Origin of the sequence: Sorangium sp. So ce296 (assembly GCF_051529605.1) — a bacterium.
GTDB lineage: Bacteria > Myxococcota_A > Polyangia > Polyangiales > Polyangiaceae > Sorangium > Sorangium cellulosum_D.
The window spans coordinates 6362485-6378686 of sequence record NZ_CP150325.1 but is presented as its reverse complement, the minus strand read 5'-3'; the positions used below and the strand labels follow the sequence as shown (position 1 = coordinate 6378686).

Here is a 16202-nt window from a genome sequence, read left to right as displayed (position 1 = left end):
CGCAGCGCCTCGGCCGAGGCTCGCTCACGGCACGTTCGCCGCGCCGGGCGTGATCGTCTCGGAGAACGCCCAGTCGGCGGCGGCCTGGTTCGTGTCCGTCCCGTCGGGCAGGCGGCAGAGCGAGCCCGGAGCATCGTTGACGTCCGCCACGGAGGCAGGCAGCGGCGCGCCCTCGACGAGGCTCACGCTGGCCTCCCCGATCGTGACCGCGGTGATGCTCCCCTCGTAGGAGAGGGCGTCGATCAAGGCGCCCGTCGTCGTGTTCACCAAGGCGATCCCGTCCGGCGCTCCGTTCTGCACCCGGTTGCTCTGCTCGCCCGAGAACGCGATCTTCAGCGCGCCCTCCGGCACCACCCCCGGTTGGGTGTCGCTGCCGACCACCGCCGTGCTGCCAACCACGAGGTACTGGCCCACCGCGAGCGTCCCGGCAGGGCTCAGGTCGAGCGTCTCGTACACGGAGCCAGGCGCTCTCGCGCCGTTGATCAACACGATCGCGTGACCCGCGAGGTCCACCGGCGCGCCCGTGCCGTTGTAGATCTCGATGAACTCGGCACCATCGGTGTCCTCCTGATCGTAATCCACCTCGTTGATCACGAGCGCTCCCGCCACCGTCACCACCTCGACGGTCGCGGTGAGCGAGCTCTCCCCGAGCGTCGCCGTCACCGTGACGCCGGCGCTCGAGCCGCCGTCCACGTAGTCGAACGTGGCGCTCTGCTGCCCGGCCGGGATCGTGACCGACGCCGGCAGGGTGCCCGCGTCCGGCGGGTCGAGCGCGAGCGCCACGACCGCGCCGTCCGGCGGCGCCGGGATGTCGAGCGCCACGGTGAACGACGCCGTGCCGCCCGGCGCCGCCGTGGCCGATGACGGGTCGAGCGCCGCCAGCGCCGGCGCCTCGGCCGGGTCGAGGACGCGCACCGTCGCGGTGAGGCTCACGACGTCGAGGGCCGCGGTGAGCGTCACCGCCTCCGCCGCGGCGACGGCGTCGAGCAGCACGGGGGCGCTCGTCGCGCCGGCGGGCACGGTCACGCCGCCGCCCACCACCGCGAGCGCCGCCGGGTCGCCCGAGGTCACGGCCACGAACATGTCGGCCGGCGCCGGCCTGGAGAGCGTCACCTCGAGCGGCGCCGGCACGGTCTGCGCCCCGGTCTGCCCCGCGTAGACGAACGACGCCGCCGGCCCGAACGCCGCGAGCCGCGGCGGGCCCGGCACGAGGTCTTCCGCGCTGCGCGGCTCGATCTTCGAGTTGTCGTTCCGGTAATCGAGGATGCCGCGGATGCTCGCGAAGCGGTCGCCGACCACCGGGAACGGGTCGGCCAGGTACAGGAGGTCGTTCACGCGCAGATCGCCCGTGACGAAGAACTCGTTGTACATGGTCTCGAGCCCGGTCACCCTGACGTCCGCCACCTCGACGAGCACGCCCTCGAGCTCGGCGGCGCGCGGCCCGCGGGTGGCGATGTCGGCCGGCGCGACCAGCTCCGGCGCCGGCGCCGCCTCGCCGAGCGACGCGATCACCTCGACAACGGCGGATCCGAGCTGGATCTGGCCGTAGAAGTTCGTGACCGCCGCGCTCGCGATCCGCACGCGATCGCCCGCAACCACGGCGTTCTCCGGGCTGTAGACGTAAACGCCGGAGTACGCGGGCCCCGCGTACTCCGGGTCCCCGGGCTTGACCTGCACGAAGAACCCGCTCGCGTGCTTCGCCGTCACGAGCGCGTTCTCCAGGGCCACCACCATCCCCTCGGCGACGGTGCCGTCCTTGATGTCGTAGATCGACACAGGGCAGCCCTGCACTCCCAAGTTCGCATCCGCCGGGCAGAGGTCGCACGGATCGCCCTTGCCGTCGCCATCCATGTCGGCCTGGTCGGGGTTCTCGAGGCTCGGGCAGTTGTCCGCGCCGCTCTCGACGCCGTCGCCGTCGCTGTCATGCGGGTTCGGCGCCGAGCAGAGGGTGCTGCCCGCGTCGACCGGGCACGCGTCGCAGGCGTCGCCGTCGCCGTCGCCGTCGGCGTCGGCCTGCGCCCCGTCGTCGAGTGGCCGGATGGGGTTGAAGACGCTCGGGCAGTTGTCCGCGCCGTTCTCGATGCCGTCGCCGTCGAGGTCCTCGTCCGTCGGCTGCCCGGTGTAGACGGTCGAGCCGTTCACCGAGGCGTTCACGGGTGCGGTCGCCGCGCGCGACGGGGTGCAGAGCGGCTCGCGATCGGGCTCGTCGCAGAAGAAGGGCGGGTAAATCTCGCCCACCTCCCGCTCGAGCTGCTCCAGCCCCATCCCGATCTCGTCCTGCAGACAGACCTGCTTCGCGACACCGCACACGTCGAGCTCGTCGCAGGCCTCCGCGCCCCGGACCGCGGCCACCACGGCCGCGTCGCCGTAAAGGACCTTCCCGCCGCGCATCACGAGCACGACGTCCTCGGGATCGGCGGCGACGATCGCGCGGTGATCGGCGCGCTCCGCGCCGTTGAAGACGGCGATGTCCGCGACCTTCCCGAGCGACAGCGCGCCGATGACCTCGTCGGTGGCCGTGACCGAGGCGGCGCTCCCGGTCACCATCCTCCACAGCTCCTCGTCGGTGAAGAAGCCGTCGTAATACACCTCGTTGAGCGCCGCCGCGCACCGGAGCTCGCGCAGGAGGTTCATCGAGCCGGTCGCGATCCAGTCCGTGCCGAGGGCGATCTGCACCCCGAGGCGGGCGGCGGCGGTGACCACGGCCGTGTCGCCGTAAAGGGTGATGTTGGAGCGCGGAGACCAGATGAGCGCCGTCCCGTTCTCCGCCATGGCCGCGTAGTCGGGCGCGGTGAGGCCGATCCCGTGGATGTACGCGCTCTGCGGCTTCAGCACGTCGTTCGGCGCCGTCTGCAGGCAGACGAACTCGTTGCGCGCCGACGCCTCGATCCCCTCGGCCACGTGCGGGCAATAGGCGGCCTCTCCCTCGATGTCCTCCCCTCTCACCATGTCGTTCGAGTAGCCGCAGCCGCTCACGAGCTCGCGGCCGCTCGAGTCGCGGAGCGGGAAGGTGTCGAAGAGGACCGAATCCTGCGCCAGGCCTTCCTGATCGCCCCGGTCCAGGTTCCGGAGGAGCCCGGTCGCGCTCCCCGAGCCGACGATCGACGTCGCGCCGCCCATCAGGAAGCGGAGCTCGCCCCACCGGATCTGCGCCTGCGTGGCCGAGCCCGGCGTGTCGATCCTCGTGTGGTCGTCACGGCCGGTACGCCAGTCGTGCCGGTGCTCGTAGCGCTCCTCCGTCGGGGTATACGGGCTGTTCTGCGTGAACGTGAGGTGATCGTGCGTGTTGATCAGCGAAGGGGAGATGACGCCCCTCGGGCACGTGATCACCGTCGCGCCCGCCGCCTCGCAATCGCAGCCGACGCACGCGATCGTGCCCCGCTCGTCCACGAGCACCCGGCCGCCGCGGTACACCGCGCCCGGGGCGAGCACGACGCCCTGGATCAGCGTGGCGCCCGCGCCGGGGACCACCTCGCACGTCCCGTGCGCGACCGGCGGGAGCTCCCCGCAGGCGATCTCCAGGAGCTTCGACTTCGTGCAGTCGACCTCGCATCCGTCGGCGGCCGCGACGTTCCCGTCGTCGCACTGCTCGCCCGGATCGACGACGCCGTCCCCGCAGCGCGGCGGCACCTCGATCTCGCACTCCGCCGAGCAGCCGTCGCCGCCGTGCGCGTTGCCGTCGTCGCACGCCTCGCCCGCGTCGAGCGCGCCGTCGCCGCAGCGGGGCCGCGGCGCCTCCTCGGGATGGCACGTCGGCGAACAGCCGTCGCCCTCCGCCGTGTTGCCGTCGTCGCACACCTCCCCCGCGTCGACCACGCCGTCGCCGCACACGCCGGCGGGGGTGTCGCCTCCGTCGTCGTCCCCGCAGCCGTTCCAGAACACGAGGCCCACGAGCACGGCCATCAGCCGCGCGACGCGCATCGATCGGTGAGGCATGGCGCCAGTGTAGGCGATGCCCGCGCTCACCCGTATTGACTTCAGATGACGCGGCGGGAACGCGCCGCGATCGCCAGTCCCGCGAGCAACGCGAGCCAGCCCACATCCGGCAGCGCGCCGCGGCCCTGGGGCGCGCCGGCGGCATAGCTGCAGGAGCTCTCGCGCCGCTTTCCATCGATCGGCCGCCCTCCCTGACCGCTCGTGCCGGGCAACGGGACGCCGCTCACGCCGCCGCTGCTCGAGCCGCTTCCGTCCCCGCCGCTCCCGGTCCCCCCGCCTTGCTCGGGCTCGCAGCCCGCGGCCTCGTCGCGGAGCGCGGCGAACGCGACCTTGGCGGCGCCGGCCTCGTCGACCAGGCCGTAGAGCCGCTCGGCGCCCGGCGCGTCCTGGAAGCTGGCCCAGACCACGCCCGCGACGTCGTCCCGCTGCGAGAGCAGCTCGAGCGAGGTGGTCAGGTTCGCCGCCTGGAGCTCCTCGCCCACGAGCGCCGACGACCACGCCATCCCGGTCACGAAGAACGGGCTCTCGTCCCCCGCCTGCTCGGCAAGCTCGCGCACCTCGTCGAGGGTGCCGCCGAACGCCACCGGGTCGACCTCGCTGAACTGGCTCACGAACAGCTGATGGCCGAGGTACGACCACGGGGTCCGCTCGCCGTAGCGCAGCGCGAGCTCCTCCAGCACGGGCTGCTCGTAGAGCTCGCGCAGGTAGTCGACCCCCGAGAACGGCGCCGCGGCGTCGTCCGAGGCGAGCAGGCCGCCCGCGATCAGCGACAGCTCGCCCACGTTGAAGAGCGCCTCGTTGCGGATGCGGATCTGGGCGAGGATCTGCGCGAGCACGCGCGGCAGGATGTAGGTGCAGCCGGCGTTCTCGGGATCGAGCGCGTAATCGGGGTCTTCGAAGCAGTTCGGCTGACTCCAGATCTCCCAGCGCACGACGTCCCCGGCGAACCTCGTCATCAGCGCTTCTGCCGTCGCGGCGAACGCCTCCACATAGGCGTTGTTGCCGTCCCCGTCCGGGTCGTCGTTCCAGCGTGCCTGTCCTTCTGCGAGCGTGCGGTGGGACAGCAGCCCGAGCGGCTCGAGGCCGGCGCCGCGCACGGCGTCGATGATGGCCTCGTACTCGTCGAGCTTGTCCTCGTCCCACGCCTCGGCGCCGTCGAGCAGGAACTCGACGCGCACGGCGCCGGCGCCCGCGCGCGCCACCTGCTCTGCCCGCTCCTCGTCGAGGAACACCTTTCCTGCGTCGACGGGCGCCCCCGGGTCGATTCCATAGAAGGCGCACGGCATGTCCCGCGCGGCCAGCGCGGGCGGCGCGAGGGAAAGCGCGGAGGAGGCGGCAAGAGCGACAATGACTGCACGCATGTTTCGAGCATAGCTGGGATGACCGCCCCGACCAAGAAACAACCCCTTCATGGACCATCCATGCTAGGGAGACGCATCACATGGCTTCCCTGGAACTGGACGAAGAGGTGCGCGGGCGCGTCGGGGACGCGGCGGCGGGCGGCGACGCCGGCGGCGAGGTGGACGACGCGGCCGAAGGCGAGCACGACGCGCCGCCTGCCCGGGGCTTGCGCGACTGGCTGCGCGGCGCGCCGCTCTCCGGTCGATTGCACCTCGCGCTCGGCCTCGTGCTGCCGGCGATCGTGCTCGTCGCGAACATGGTGCGGGTGCGCTCGTTCACGATCGACGACGCGTACATCTCCTACCGCTACGCGCGCAACTTCGCCCGCGGCCTCGGGCTCGTCTACAACGCCGGCGAGCGCATCGAGGGGTACACGAACTTCCTCTGGACGGTGCTGCTCGCGGCCTTCATCAAGGTCGGCCTCGACCCCGACGTCGTCGCCAAGGTGCTCGGCGGCCTCGCCGCCTGCGGCTCGCTCGGCGCGATCTACCTCCTCTCGGCGCGGCTACGCCCGCACGGCGCGATCCCGTGCATCGCCACGTGGCTGTTCGCGACCTCGATCGTGCAGAGCGGATATGCCGTCTTCGGCCTGGAGACGCCGCTCTTCGTCCTGCTCGTCCTCGCCGGCACGGAGATGATGTTCCGCGAGCGCGACCGGGGGACGGGCTTCCCGTACTCGGGCCTCGTCTTCGGCCTGGCCGGCCTGACGCGCCCCGAAGCGCCGATGTTCCTCGGCATCCCCATGCTGTTCCTCGGCCTGCGCTTCTTCGGGCGGCAGAACCTCCTCCGCGGGGTCGTCTTCGCCGCGCCGATCGCGTGCCACATGCTCTGGCGGCACAGCTACTACGGCACGTGGCTGCCGAACACGCTGAGCGCCAAGACCGGGAGCCTCACCGACCAGCTCGCCGGCGGGCAGCGCTACCTCGCGGAGTACGCGGCGCACACCTCGCCGGTGCTCCTGCTCGCGCTCTTCGGCCTCTGCGTGGCGATCGTCGCGCGCCACCGCGACGCGCTGTGCGTCGCGGCCCTGGCGCTCGCGGTGGGCGGCTACGTGCTCCTCGTCGGCGGCGACTGGATGCCGTTCTACCGCTTCATGAGCCCGTTCGAGCCGTTCTGCTTCCTCCTCGCCGGCCTCGGCGCCCGCTCGCTGCTCGAGCCGCTGCTCACCGCGCTCTCGGCCCGCGCCGCGGCGTCGCGCGAGCGCGGCGCGATCGCGCTCGCCGCGGGCGCCGGCGCGCTCGCCGTCGGCTGCATCGTCGCGCTGGGCGTCTTCCGGGCGCACAAGCTCGATCGCGCCCAGTTCCGGATCCTCGACGACGACAAGCGGTTCTGGGACACCGCCGCCGGCGGCACGGCCGCGTGGTTCCAGGAGCACAACAAGCCCGGCGAGGTCGCGGTGGGCGACATCGGGTACATCGGGTACGCGACCGACTATCCGGTGCTCGACCTCCTCGGCCTCGTCGATCCGGTGATCTCCAAGCTCCCGGGCGGCTACACGCGCAAGACGGGCCCCGGCTACGTGCAGCGCGTGTTCGACAAGTCGCCGCGGTACTTCGTGTTCGTCGGCGGCGCCGACACGTGCGACAAGCTCCCGTTCCCGGCGCAGGAGAAGCTCCGCAAGGACCGGCGCTTCCGCGGCATCTACGAGGTGGCCGGGATGATCCGCCACAGCAAGAACGGCTACTGGTGCATCTTCGAGCGGCGGGACGACGCGCCGCCGCCCGCGGCCGCCGCGCCCTGAGCGCCGCCGCCCGCGGGCGTGCGTCCCCGCGGCGAAGGCCCGCCCCCCCACCTCGGATGCGCGCAGCCCCACCGCGGATGCGCGCATCCCCACCGCGGACGCGCGCCCCCCTACCTCGGATGCGCGCAACCCCACCGCGGCTCCGCGAGGTTTGCTAGCATCGCCGCCCCATGCCCTGGCTCTGGTACGTAGGTCCCCTCGCGTTGCTCGTCGTCTGGTACCTGACCGGCTTGCGCGGCCGCCACGAGGCGCGGCGCGACGCCGAGCTCGTGCGCTGGCGCGTGCTGATGACCCCGAAGGCGGCCTCGCGCCGGGCCGGGGCGCAGCGCGACTCCCGGAAGACGGTCGCCGACATCGACGGCCCTCGCCCGGTGCGCTCGATGCCGGGCAGCCTCGAGCGGATGCTCGACGACGCGGGCGGCGGCGCGGTCGTCTCCCGCTACGAGCTCGTCCCGAAGCTCGCCTACGTCGCGGTCGCCGGGCCGGACGCGAAGAACGGCAGCGAGTACCAGGTGGTGGTCGCGAAGCTGGCCAAGCCAGCGCCCCGGCTCACCGTGTGCCCGCTGCCGATCATCGACGGCAGGCGCGCCCCCAACACCGGCGTCCAGTTCAAGAAGGACCCGGATTTCATGGAGCAGTTCCTGGTCGAGGGGCCGGAGGCGAAGTCGATCGGCCGGTGGCTCTCGGCGCGCGTCCGCGACGCCCTGCGCGACTTCCCCGACGCGTGGCTGTTCGTGCAGGACCGCGTCATGGCGATCGCCGTGTACGGCCCTGTGGACGCGGAGCGCCTTCAGGAGCTCGTGGTGGCCGCCGACGCGATCTTCGCGGAGCACGGCGCCGGCGGCGCCCCCTCGCTCCTCTTCGAGGACAGCGAGGCGGACGAGGACGACGAGGACGAGGACGACAGCGAGGCGGACGACGAGGACGACAGCGACGACGAGGAAGAGGACGAGGAAGAGGACGAGGAGGCCGCGGGCGCCGAGCGCGCCGTTCGGTGATCACGGGCGAGCCGGACCGTGTTAGTCATCGCAGCTGGGACCGCTTGAACGCGAAACCGCTGCTCTCCGCCGCCGTCCTCCTCTCCCTCGCCCTGGCGGCCCGGACCGCCGCATCGGCGGAGAATACCAGCTGGATCCGATCCCAGGGCTCCCGCGCGGCGCTCGAGCTCGACGTCCTGAGCAAGTCGGCCGGATGGTCGATGGCCGACGTCGAGTCCGAGGTGAGCACGTTCGGCCTGAGCTTCGCCCTCGTCGGTCAGCTGGCGTGGCGCAAGCGGCTCCTCCTCGATGCGGAGCTCCCGCTCGCCTACGGCAGCGTCTCCGCCACGTTCCGGTCGTCGCGGCTCGACGTCGACGAGAGCAGCAGCGCCGGCAGCTTCCTCTTCGGCAACCCCACGGTCGGCGCCCACTACGCGCGTACGATGTCCAAGAAGCTCGCCGTCTTCGGCGGCGGCGCGCTCTCGATCCCGGTCATCACCGATCCCAACGCGGACGCGCGCGCCGCGCTGCAGGCGACCCTGCCGGCGCGCGCCTACGCCGATCTGCACCGGCTCATCCCCGAGCACTTCCCCCTGCGGGCCCGCGGCGGCGTCGAGGCCGAGATCGCCACGCGGCTCGTCTACCGCGCCGACACCGCGGTGATGGTCGCCTTCCCGACCAGCGGGGGCGACGTCGACCTCGTGCTCGAGCAGGGGAGCGAGCTCGAGCTGCGCGGCAAGGGCGCCTTTGGCGGCGGGCTCCGGCTCCAGGCCGCGCTGACGCTCGCGCACGAGGACCTGGCGCAGCTCGCGCTGGAGCCGTTCGTCGGCTACACGCCGGCAGAGCCCGGCTTCTACGGCCGGGCGGGGCTGCTCGTGGCGCTCGACGCGCCGCTCGGGTTCGGCCTCGCCGAGGACAAGGTCGCCACGCTGCGGCTCGCGGTCGGCCACAGGTTCTGACGTCCACCGGCGTGACGTCCGCCGGCGCGCCGCGGGAATGCTCCGCGCGCGCCGCCGCCGCCCGTCGTAGGCTTCGGAGCGGGAGCGGACCGGGCGAAAGGGCGGGTGGATCACGATGGGCGAGCATCACGTCTCCGAGCGGGCGAACGAGGAGCAGCTCCAGGCCTTCATGCGGGCGTTGCTCGACGACGTCGCGGCGCTCGAGCGCCTCCTCGAGGAGGATCGCATCGAGTCGGGCGTGCGCCGGATCGGCGCCGAGCAGGAGATGTTCCTGGTCGACCGCGCGCTCCGGCCCGCGCCGGTCGCGCTGGAGGTGCTCGAGCGGGCCGCCGACGGCCGGCTCACGACCGAGCTCGCCCGCTTCAACCTCGAGGCGAACCTCACCCCCCTGCCGTTCGGCGGCGGCTGCCTGCGGCGCCTCGAGGCCGAGCTCGCCGACGTCGTCGGCCGGGCCGCCGAGGCCGCGCGCGCCGTCGGCGCCGACGTGCTGCTCGCGGGCATCCTCCCCACGCTGCGCGCCGGCGATCTCCGGCTGGAGAGCCTCACGCCGGTGCCGCGCTACCACGAGCTCAACCGCGCGCTCCGGGAGCTGCGCCAGGGCGACTTCCGCGTGTCGATCCACGGGCTCGACGAGCTCGAGATGACCCACGACAACATCCTGCTCGAGTCGTGCAACACGAGCTTCCAGGTCCACCTCCAGGTCGGGGCGCGGGAGTTCGCGCCGCTCTACAACCTGGCGCAGGCGGTGACCGCGCCGGTCCTCGCCGCCGCGGTCAACTCGCCGTTGCTCCTCGGGCAGCGGCTCTGGCACGAGACGCGGATCGCCCTGTTCGAGACCTCGGTCGACACCCGCCCGAGCGACCGCGAGGGCCGGCAGCACAAGCCCCGCGTCCACTTCGGCGACGGCTGGGTGCGCGAGGGCGCGCTCGAGATCTTCCGCGAGGACATCGCGCGCTTCCGCGTGATCATGACCGCCGAGACCGGCGAGCCGCCGCTCGCGGCGCTCGCGCGCGGCGAGGCGCCGGATCTCCGGGCCTTGCGCGTCCACAACGGCACCGTCTACCGCTGGAACCGCCCCTGCTACGGCGTCGCGGACGGCGTCGCGCACCTGCGCATCGAGAGCCGCGCGCTGCCCGCGGGGCCCACCCTCCTCGACGAGGTCGCGAACGCCGCCTTCTTCTTCGGCCTCATGTCCGGACTCGCCGAGCGGCTCCCGCGCATCGACCTGGAGATGCCGTTCGAGGACGCCAAGGCGAACTTCTTCGCGGCGGCCCGCCACGGCCTCAAGGCGCAGCTCGCGTGGACCGGGGGGCGGAGCCTCCCCGCGCCGGAGCTCATCCTCACGGAGCTCCTCCCGGCGGCCCGGGAGGGCCTCGCGGCCGCGGGCATCGACGCCGCCGACATCGACCGTTACCTCGGCGTCGTCGAGGAGCGCGTGCGCCGCGGCCAGACCGGCGCCCAGTGGGCGCTCGGCTCGCTCGCGGCGATGGCCGGGCAGGGCACCCCGGAGCTGCAGTGCCGCGCGCTCTCGGCCGCGATGCTCGCCCGCCAGCAGGAGGAGTCCGAGAGCGGCGGGGCTGGCCGCCCGGTGCACACCTGGGAGCCCGCGGCGCTCGAGGCGGACCTGGATCTGCTGCGCGACAGCTACCGGACCGTGGGCCAGTTCATGTCGACCGATCTCTTCACGGTGCGGCCCACCGACATCGTCGACTTCGCCGCGAGCGTGATGGACTGGCGGCACGTGCGCCACGTGCCGGTCGAGGACGAGCGGGGCCGTCTGGTCGGCGTCGTCTCGCACCGCGCGCTGCTCCGGCTCGTCGCCCGCGGCGCCGCGGCGTCGAACGGGTCCGCGCCGCCCACGGTCGCGTCCGTCATGCACGCCGATCCCGTGACGATCACGCCGGAGACGCCGACCTTGGAGGCGATGCGGATCATGCGCGAGCAGCGCGTCGGCTGCCTGCCCGTGGTGGCGGGCGAGCGGCTCGTCGGCATCGTGACGGAGCGCGACCTTCTTGAGGTATCGGCGACCCTGCTCGAGGCGTTCCTGCGCGAGGCGTGAGCGGGCGTGGCTGCCTGCCGCGACGGGGGTGAAGAAGAAGAAAAAAAGACGCAAAGACAAAAAGAGATAGTTAAAAAAAATTCTCTCTCGTCTCTTCTCCCTTGCGCCTTTGCACCTTTGGTCTTTGTGTTTGTTTTTTCAGTCTTTCTTTGGCCGACCGCGATCTAGACACACCGCGCGGAGCAGCGCTCCCGGCGCCGAGCCGCTGGCAAATGTCGCACACCCCGCGAGCGCCGAAGCGCTGCAGAGCAAGGCGCTGAATCGAATGAGCTTCCGCATGGCCGATAACGCTGTGGAGAAGATCCCGTGTGGGCCCAATTGGCATTCAGGGCCGCTTCACCGATCTTCCACCCTCCTCGCCGCGCCGAGCGCGCGCTCCGCCTCGCCTCCACCGAGCGAGGTTGACACGCCGCGTTAGCGCACCTAAGGGATCCCTCCAACCGGCGAGCCGGGATCCGGGGGGGCTGCGCGGGGCGCGCGGGGCGGGCCCGCGGCGGGCCCTCCGGCAGCAGAGGAGTCGACATGGCTTCAGGCAAGAATGGGAAGGGCGGCAAGGACCGGGTGGCGGTCGTTGCCGGGCTGCGCACGCCGTTCACCAAGGCGGGGACGGCGCTCAAGGCGATGCGCACCGTCGATCTGGCCGCCACGGTGGTCAAGGAGCTCCTCCAGAGGAGCGAGGTGAGCCCGCGCGACGTCACGCTCGTCGTCTACGGCCAGGTGGTGCCGACGCTCGACTGGCTCAACGTCGCGCGCGAGGTGGTGCTGCGCACGGGCATGCCCAAGGACATCGACGCCTTCAGCGTCTCGCGCGCCTGCGCCACGTCGCTCCAGGCCATGACGAGCGCCGCCGAGGCGATGCTCGCCGGCCAGCACGACGTCGCCGTCGTCGGCGGCGCCGACAGCATGAGCGACGTGCCGCTCGGCGTCTCCCGCAAGCTCGCCTCCGCGCTGACCGACCTCCAGAAGGCCAAGACGCTCGGCGCCCGGCTGGAGATCCTCTCCCGCCTCTCGCTGAAGGACATCGTGCCCCCGATCCCGGGCTTCTCGCGCGAGCCGACCACGGGCGAGCAGATGGGCGAGGCCGCCGAGAAGATGGCGAAGCAGAACGGCATCTCGCGCGCCGAGCAGGACGCCATCGCCCACCGCTCGCACACGAACGCCGCGCGCGCCTGGCGCGACGGCACGTACGCGGCCGAGGTCATGCACGTGATCCCCCCGCCGTACGACAAGCCGGTCGAGCGCGACAACGTGGTCCGGGACGACTCGACCCTCGAGGCCTACGCCAAGCTGTCGCCCGCGTTCGATCGCCGCCACGGCACCATCACCGCGGGCAACGCCTCGCCGCTCACCGACGGCGCGAGCGCCCTGCTCCTGATGCGCGAGAGCAAGGCCAAGGCGCTCGGCTACCAGCCGCTCGGGTACGTGAAGTCGTGGGCCTACGCGGCGGTCGACCCGGGCTGGCAGCTCCTCATGGCCCCGGTGCTCGCCGCGCCGCGGGCGCTCGATCGCGCCGGCCTGTCGCTGGATCGCATGGACCTCGTCGACATGCACGAGGCCTTCGCCGCGCAGGTCGCGTCGAACCTGAAGGCGCTCGCGTCGCCGTCGTTCGCCGCGGACAAGCTCGGCCGGTCCGCCGCCGTCGGCGAGGTCGACCCCGAGAAGCTCAACGTGAACGGCGGCTCGATCGCGCTCGGCCACCCGTTCGCGGCCACCGGGGGGCGCATGGTGCTCTCCACGCTCCGCGAGCTCAAGAAGCGCGGCGGCCAGCACGCGCTCCTCACCGTCTGCGCCGCGGGCGGCCTCGGCGCCGCCGTGGTCCTGGAGGCAGCATGACGACGACCGAGAGCGCCGCGACGCAGTCCCCCGCGGCCAAGAGCCCCGTCTCCCTCGAGGTGCGCCCCGACGGCGTCGCCGTCGTCACGTACGACGTCCCGGGCGAGGCGGTCAACACGCTGAAGCCCACGTTCGCCGGCGATTTCGAGCGGATCATGGGCCAGATCGCGAGCAACCCGCTCATCAAGGCCGCGATCCTCGTGTCCGGCAAGGCCGACACCTGGATCGCGGGCGCCGACATCGACATGCTGAAGAGCGTCACCACGGCGGCCCAGGCCGAGGCGATGTGCCGGGCCGGCCACGAGGCGGTCCTGCGGCTCGTGCGCTCGCCCAAGCCGATCGTGGCCGCGATCCACGGCGCCGCGCTCGGCGGCGGCCTCGAGGTGGCGCTCGCCTGCCACGCCCGGGTGCTGAGCGACGACAAGAAGACGGTGCTCGGCCTGCCCGAGGTGCAGCTCGGCCTGCTCCCCGGGATCAACGGGCTGCAGCGGCTCGCGGAGCGCGCCGGCCTGCAGGCGGCGCTCGACCACGGCCTCACCGGCAAGAACATGCGCCCCTCCAAGGCGCGGCAGCTCGGCGTCGCCGACGACGTGGTCCCCGCGCCCATCCTGAAGGAGACGGCCGCGGCGCTCGCGCTGAAGCTCGCTGCGGCCGGCCCGCCGTTCCGGCCGGCGCGCGCCGGCAAGAAGGGGCCGAAGCTCGACGCCGCCGCGCTCACCCGGGCCGCCCTCGAGCAGAACCCGATCGGCCGGGCCTTGCTCTTCCAGCAGGCCCAGAAGCAGACGCGCGAGAAGACCGGCGGGCACTATCCGGCGCCCGAGCGGATCATCGAGGTGCTGCGGACCTACGCGGAGCGGGGGTTCGACGCGTCGAGGGAGGTCGAGGCGCGGGCGTTCGGCGAGCTCGTCGTGTCGAGCACGGCGCACCGGCTGATGGAGCTCTTCTTCGCGACGAACGCGATGAAGAAGGACACCGGCGTCGACGACCCGTCGGTGCAGCCGAGGAAGGTCGAGAAGATCGCGATGGTCGGCGCCGGCCTGATGGGCGCGGGCATCGCCTACGTGAGCCTGAACGCCGGCATCGCCGTGCGCCTCCGGGATCGCGACGACGCGTCGCTCGGCCGCGGGCTCAAGTACGTGACCGACATCCTCGGCGACCGGGTGAAGAAGAAGCAGCTCACGCCGCTCGAGCGGGACCAGAAGCTCGCGCTGCTCACGACGACGACGGACAGCTCGGGCCTGAAGAGCGCCGACCTCGTGATCGAGGCGGTGTTCGAGGATCTCGCGGTGAAGCACGCGGTCGTGCGGGACGTCGAGGCGAACGGCAAGGACGGCGTGATCTTCGCGTCGAACACGTCGTCGATCCCGATCTCCCGGATCGCGGCCGCGTCGAGGCGGCCGGAGAACGTGGTCGGGATGCATTACTTCAGCCCGGTGCACAAGATGCCGTTGCTCGAGGTCATCCGGACGGAGGCGACGTCTCCCGAGGTGGTCGCGACGGCGGTGGCGGTCGGCAAGCGGCAGGGCAAGACGGTGATCGTGGTGAACGATGGAGTCGGCTTCTACACGAGCCGGATCCTCGGGCCGTACATGAACGAGGCGAGCTGGCTCCTGGCCGAGGGGGTGTCGATCGAGCAGGTCGACCGGGCGCTCGTCGCGTGGGGCTGGCCGGTGGGCCCGCTGGCGCTGCTCGACGAGGTGGGCATCGACGTGGCGGCGCACATCGGCCCGATCATGATCGAGGCGTTCGGCGATCGCATGTCCCCGCCGCCCACGATGGCCAAGCTCGTCTCCGACGACCGCAAGGGCCGCAAGAACGAGCGCGGGATGTACCTGTACGGCGCGGCGGCGAAGAAGAAGGGCAAGGGGAAGCACCCGGACGAGAGCGTGTACGCCGTGCTCGGGCTGCCGGTGCCGAAGGCGAAGGACAAGCCGCCCGTGGCGGTCGAGGAGATCCAGATGCGGTGCTCGCTCCAGCTCGTGAACGAGGCGCTGCATTGCCTCGGCGAGGGCGTCCTGCGGAGCCCGCGCGACGGCGACATCGGCGCCATCTTCGGCCTCGGTTTCCCGCCCTTCCGCGGCGGTCCGTTCCGCTACGTCGACGCCCTCGGCCCCGCGGAGGTGCTCCGCCGCATCGAGATCTACGAGCGCCGCTTCGGCAAGCGCTGGACGCCCGCCCCGGCCCTCGTCGAGGCGGCGAGGACGGGCAAGCGCTTCTACGACTGACGCGCCGGGGCGCGGCGGCGGGCGGCGGCCTGACTCAAAAGCTGCCTCGCGCGCCGAGGACCGCGCCCGCCGGCCCCGCCTCCAGCACCCCCGCGCTGACCCACCTCGGGCGCGCGCCGGTCGCCGCGCCGGCCGGCGTCGGTTCGGTCCACAGCAGCACCGCCGCCGCTCCGAGCCCGGCCAGCCCCACCCCGAAGCCGAGGGTGCTCACCACAGCCATGGCGTTCGCGCTGTTCGCGGCGTCGAGCCCCGTGGCATCGCAGGCCTTCGGGTCGCTGGCCTGGATGGCGCTGCCGCAGTGCCGGTCGATGACGCCCTTCTTGCCGAGCACGAGCGCGCCCACGATCCCGCCCAGCGCGAGCCCCGCGACGCCGACCCCGCCCGCGACGTAGGCCGCCGTGCGACGGCCCGCCGGGGCCTCCGGCGCGCCGGAGGTCGGCGGCGGCGCTCCTTTCTTGATGTCCAGCACCAGCGCCTTCGACTCGCCTTCGGCGATCGTGATGCGCTGTTCCTGGACAGCCCCTCCCGGCATCTCGATCGCTATCCGGTGCTCTCCTGGATCCACCGGCAACGCGACGCCGAGCGAGGCGTCGCCCAGTTCGTGGCCGTCGCGCCGCACGACCGTTCCGGCCGGCGCGCCCGGCGGCAGGGAGAGCGAGAGCCGCGGGACACGCCGAGACAGCGCGTCGATCTCCTGGGCCGCGACCTGCGGCCGCCTGCCTTGCCGGGCCTTCTCGGCCCGCGTCATCCGATCGAACAGCGCCATGTAGTCCTTGAAGCGCGCCGCCGCGGTGGCGACCCGGCCCCACCTCGCCTCGCAGGAGGCCAGCGTGAACAGCGTGCCCGGCTGAGGGTCGAGGCGCTCGCTCTCGGCGAGGGCCTTGCAGCCCGTCTCGTAGCGACCTGCCTTCATGTCGGCGAGCCCTCGGTCGAAGAGCGCCTCGGCGGCCGCGATGTCCTGGGCCGCGGCGGGCGCGGAGAGCGAGAGCATGCCGAGGGCGGCGAGGAGCTGCGTGGGCCGGCGGAACCAACGAGTCATGATCTGGCGCTCAGCGGGCAAGGGAGCTCGGG

9 protein-coding genes are annotated in these 16202 nt (G+C 72.6%); 6 read left to right on the top strand and 3 right to left on the bottom strand.

The features are described from left to right. Nucleotides 1–24: 24 nt before the first annotated feature. Together WME98_RS23700 and WME98_RS23695 are read right to left on the bottom strand one after the other, a co-directional pair. Entirely contained in the window at nucleotides 25–3936 is a 3912-nt protein-coding gene (locus tag WME98_RS23700; RefSeq protein WP_437953326.1) for a DUF4215 domain-containing protein, read from the bottom strand. A 41-nt stretch (nucleotides 3937–3977) separates the two neighbouring features. After that, on the bottom strand, nucleotides 3978–5297 hold the full coding sequence (locus tag WME98_RS23695; protein ID WP_437953325.1) for a hypothetical protein: 1320 nt from the start codon (nucleotides 5295–5297) through the stop codon (nucleotides 3978–3980). A gap of 80 nt (nucleotides 5298–5377) precedes the next feature. Here WME98_RS23695 and WME98_RS23690 point away from each other — a divergent pair, with 80 nt between their 5' ends. The 6 genes from WME98_RS23690 (at nucleotide 5378) to fadJ (ending at nucleotide 15131) form a co-directional block, all read left to right on the top strand. Further along, nucleotides 5378–7078, top strand: a complete 1701-nt coding sequence (locus WME98_RS23690; RefSeq protein WP_437953324.1) for a hypothetical protein — start codon at nucleotides 5378–5380, stop codon at nucleotides 7076–7078. Between the two features lie 170 nt (nucleotides 7079–7248). Next, complete coding sequence (locus WME98_RS23685) at nucleotides 7249–8076, top strand: hypothetical protein (protein ID WP_437953323.1); 828 nt, start codon at nucleotides 7249–7251, stop codon at nucleotides 8074–8076. 44 nt (nucleotides 8077–8120) lie between these two features. Next, nucleotides 8121–9014, top strand: a complete 894-nt coding sequence (locus WME98_RS23680; RefSeq protein ID WP_061625162.1) for a hypothetical protein — start codon at nucleotides 8121–8123, stop codon at nucleotides 9012–9014. A 115-nt stretch (nucleotides 9015–9129) separates the two neighbouring features. Continuing rightward, entirely contained in the window at nucleotides 9130–11073 is a 1944-nt protein-coding gene (locus WME98_RS23675; protein ID WP_437953322.1) for a CBS domain-containing protein, read from the top strand. A gap of 522 nt (nucleotides 11074–11595) precedes the next feature. Next, nucleotides 11596–12906, top strand: coding sequence for an acetyl-CoA C-acyltransferase FadI (fadI, locus tag WME98_RS23670; RefSeq protein WP_061625164.1), 1311 nt, complete (start codon nucleotides 11596–11598; stop codon nucleotides 12904–12906). Then, a complete protein-coding gene (fadJ, locus tag WME98_RS23665; RefSeq protein WP_437953321.1) occupies nucleotides 12903–15131 on the top strand; it encodes a fatty acid oxidation complex subunit alpha FadJ in 2229 nt (742 codons plus the stop codon). The genes fadI and fadJ overlap by 4 nt, the downstream gene beginning before the upstream one ends. Nucleotides 15132–15165: 34 nt before the next feature. On the opposite strand, the gene WME98_RS23660 is transcribed toward fadJ, so the two are convergent. After that, nucleotides 15166–16170, bottom strand: a complete 1005-nt coding sequence (locus WME98_RS23660) for a hypothetical protein (RefSeq protein ID WP_437953320.1) — start codon at nucleotides 16168–16170, stop codon at nucleotides 15166–15168. Between the last annotated feature and the right edge of the window lie 32 nt (nucleotides 16171–16202).